Below are 3,667 nucleotides of genomic sequence, written 5' to 3'. Positions count from 1 at the left end.
ATTTTCTATTTAAACAACAGAATAATTAGGAATTTCTTTGCAAGAAATCGAGATATTTTACTATAATATAAAACACAATTTATATTTTTTAAACGGTGTTTAGTATGAAATTTCGTTATTTTTCAATTTTTTAGGCATCTAGTCTTACCAAAATCTCTTTGTATACTCTTTCCACACTAATCCTAGGTATTCCCCTATAATAATCCTTCCTATACTTATGCTGTCTTTCAGGAATTTTCACAATATTATTCTCATAAAATTCATTATCCTCAATAACATTGCTTTTTTCAGTCCAAGGAAAAAATCCCAATGAACGTTTTCCAGGTCCAAAAATTCCAATCACAAACGGCTTTTCAAATCCACTTGCAATATGAATTGGAGAACTGTCATTTCCAACGACAATATCAGCCTTTGAAATCAAAGCTCCAAATTCTACAAGATTAATTTCTCCACGAAAATCAATAACATTTTTATCATTTGGGAAATTTAGAGATAATTTTTTTTCGGCTTTTGAGCCAGTTATACCAATAAAATAATTTTTATTTTTTTTCAATCTTTCAATAATCTCACGATATTTTTCTATCGGCCACATTTTTTCTGCTCTTTGACTACCTGGTGCAACTAATATCAGTTTTTGTCCCTCATTTCCAAAGTAGCCGTGATATTCCAGAATTTTATTAATTTTAGTAAAATTTTCTTTTGCAGGATAAATTCTAATTGGAATTTTTTCTCCTTTGTATTCTACTAAATCAAGTAATCTTTCTACTTCATGCTTTTTCATATCGTAATGAACTTTCTTATTTAGCAGGAATGAGCCTGTCGCTACATCAAATCCTACAATATTAGGAATTTTTGCTAATTTTGCAAGCAATATGGATTTTATAAATCTATGTGGAATTACAGCATAGTCATATTTTTTTTGTTTTAAAATCTTTAGAACTCTCAAAAAACCTTTTATCCCTTTATCTTGCCCTTTTTTATCATAAAGAATTATTTCATTTAAATTTGGATTGTTACTTATCACACTTTTATTTGTCGGCAATGTCAAATAATCAATTTCTGATTCAGGATACATGTCCTTTAACCTTTGTATCAAAGGCGTAGACAATACAATATCTCCAATAAATGCTGTATGTATTACCAATATTTTCATTTTTTCTCCTTTTTCAAAACCCCATTAATCCAAAATCTTCTAAAACATCCTATTTTTAAGCTTTTTTATAAATATTTCATTTATCTTTGTATACAGAGTTATTATACCATATTTTAGTATTTTTTTACATAGGTTATAACAGGCATATTGAAATAAAAAATATAATATGTTAGAATTGACAAAAGAAAATAAAAATTAGATAAAGGAAAAAAGAAAATGCAGGAAAGTAAAAATTTAAATATAGATAATGAAAAAAATACCAGTTTTTCTAATGTTAAAGAAAAATATACAAAATTGAGAAATGAAATCGAATATCATAATAATCTTTATTATAACGAGGACAATCCTATTATTTCCGATATGGAATATGACGCTTTAATGCGTGAATTAAAACAGCTTGAGCAGGAATATCCAGAATTGCTGAAAAATGAGGAAAATAGAGAAAGTTCGCCTACTGAAAAGATTGGGGGTACTGCGAGCGAAAAATTTTCAAAGGTACGACATCGGGTGCCTATGCTTAGTTTGTCGAATACTTATAATATTTCTGAAATTGAGGATTTTGACAAAAGAATCAAAAAAATTATTTTATCTGAAAATGTTAAGGAGAATTCAAAGAAACTAGAGTATATTCTGGAACTGAAACTGGATGGGCTTAGTATAAGCCTGATTTATGAAAATGGAGTGCTTGTTCAGGCTGTAACACGGGGAGATGGGCAAGTTGGGGAAGATGTGACTGAAAATATTATGGAAATTAAAACTATTCCTAAAAAATTGAAAAAAAATATTTCACTGGAAGTTCGTGGAGAAATCATTTTGCCAATTTCGAGCTTTAACCGAATAAATCAAGAACGGGAAGATGATGGAGAAGATGTTTTCGCAAATCCTAGAAATGCAGCTTCTGGGACAATAAGACAGCTTGATAAGACAATTGTTGCAGAGCGTGGGCTTGACTGCTATCTCTATTATCTTGTAAACGCTGAAAATTATGGCATAAATACTCATTTGGAAAGTATTGAATATATTGAAAAACTTGGGTTTAAAACAACAAAAATATTTGAGAAATATACTGATTTTAAAGAATTGGAAAAATCCATCGACAAATGGCATAACGACAGGAAAAAACTTGATTATGAAACAGATGGGCTTGTTATAAAAGTAAATAATTTTGCACTTTACGAAACGCTTGGCTACACAACTAAAAGCCCACGATGGGCAATTGCCTACAAATTTCCTGCTGAACAAGTAAAGACTAAATTAATGGATGTAACTTTTCAAGTTGGAAGAACTGGTGTAATCACTCCTGTTGCTGAACTTAAAGCTGTGAATTTATCAGGTTCTGTTGTGAAAAGAGCAAGTTTACATAACTTTGATGAAATTCGCAGAAAAGATATAAAAATTGGTGATAATGTTATTGTAGAAAAGGCGGCCGAAATTATTCCGCAAGTTGTAAATGTCGTGTTTGACGATAGAACTGGACAAGAAATTGAAATTCAGGAGCCAACAAATTGTCCTGTCTGCAATAGCGAGCTTGCACACGAAGAAGGACTTGTCGCCTTAAAATGCCACAATCCACTTTGCCCCGAAAAAGTCAAACGTCAAATTGCCTATTTCGTTTCCCGTGACGCAATGAATATTTCTGGACTTGGTGACAAAATTGTCGAAAAATTTATTGAATTAGGAAAAATAAAAACAATAGTCGATATTTATTCGCTTGAAAAATACCGTGAAGAACTGGAAAATCTCGAAAAAATGGGACAAAAAAGTGTAGATAACTTAATAAATAGCATTGAGTCCAGTAAAAATCGTGATTTTTCAAAAGTTCTCTACGCACTTGGAATCCCTTTTGTTGGAAAATTCAATGCAAATCTTTTGACAAAAACTTTCAAAAACATTGAAAATCTGAAAAATCAGTCAATCGAAAATTTACTGGCTGTAAAAGGGATTGGCGATAAAGTGGCAGTTGCTGTAAATACTTTCTTAAATGATGAAAATAACTGGAAAATTATCACAGATTTAAAAAATATTGGATTACAATTTGCTGTTGATGAAACTAATTCAGAAGAAATAGCAGATAATCCAATAAAAGACAAAAACTTCCTTGCAACTGGAAAACTGGAAAAATACAAACGAAATGACATAAAAGACATTATCCTGTCTAAAGGCGGAAATTATCTTTCAACAGTTTCAAAAAATCTAGATTTTCTAATCGCTGGGGAAAAGGCTGGAAGTAAACTGGAAAAAGCTGAAAAATTGGGAATTCGGATACTTACAGAAGATGAATTTGAAAAGGAATTTTTGGAAATTTAATTTTTAACACATCACCGAACACTTTCAATGTTAAATAAATTCAATAAATTTAATAAATTTTATTTATAAAAAATAGGGATTTCCTTAAATTACAGTAATCCCTATTTTTATTTCAATGAATTGTTATTTCACTATATCATTTGTTTCTTTGTCCAATTTATTTTGAGTCATCAATTAACCATTTTCCATTTTGTTTTACAAGTTTTA

2 protein-coding genes are annotated in these 3,667 nt (G+C 30.0%); one reads left to right on the top strand and one right to left on the bottom strand.

Going from position 1 to position 3,667, the window contains the following annotated elements; translation table 11 throughout:
• Positions 1 to 130: 130 nt before the first annotated feature.
• Positions 131 to 1,153, bottom strand: a complete 1,023-nt coding sequence (locus tag Q0370_RS01610) for a glycosyltransferase family 9 protein (protein ID WP_299571213.1) — start codon at positions 1,151 to 1,153, stop codon at positions 131 to 133.
• Between the two features lie 216 nt (positions 1,154 to 1,369).
• On the opposite strand from Q0370_RS01610, the gene ligA reads away from it, so the two are divergent.
• A complete protein-coding gene (gene ligA / locus Q0370_RS01605; protein WP_299571210.1) occupies positions 1,370 to 3,460 on the top strand; it encodes an NAD-dependent DNA ligase LigA in 2,091 nt (696 codons plus the stop codon).
• Positions 3,461 to 3,667 lie beyond the last annotated feature (207 nt).

Origin of the sequence: uncultured Leptotrichia sp. (assembly GCF_938036635.1) — a bacterium.
Taxonomy (GTDB): domain Bacteria; phylum Fusobacteriota; class Fusobacteriia; order Fusobacteriales; family Leptotrichiaceae; genus Leptotrichia; species Leptotrichia hongkongensis.
Note: the sequence above shows the minus strand (reverse complement) of the source record. Positions and strands in the feature narration are given on the sequence as shown.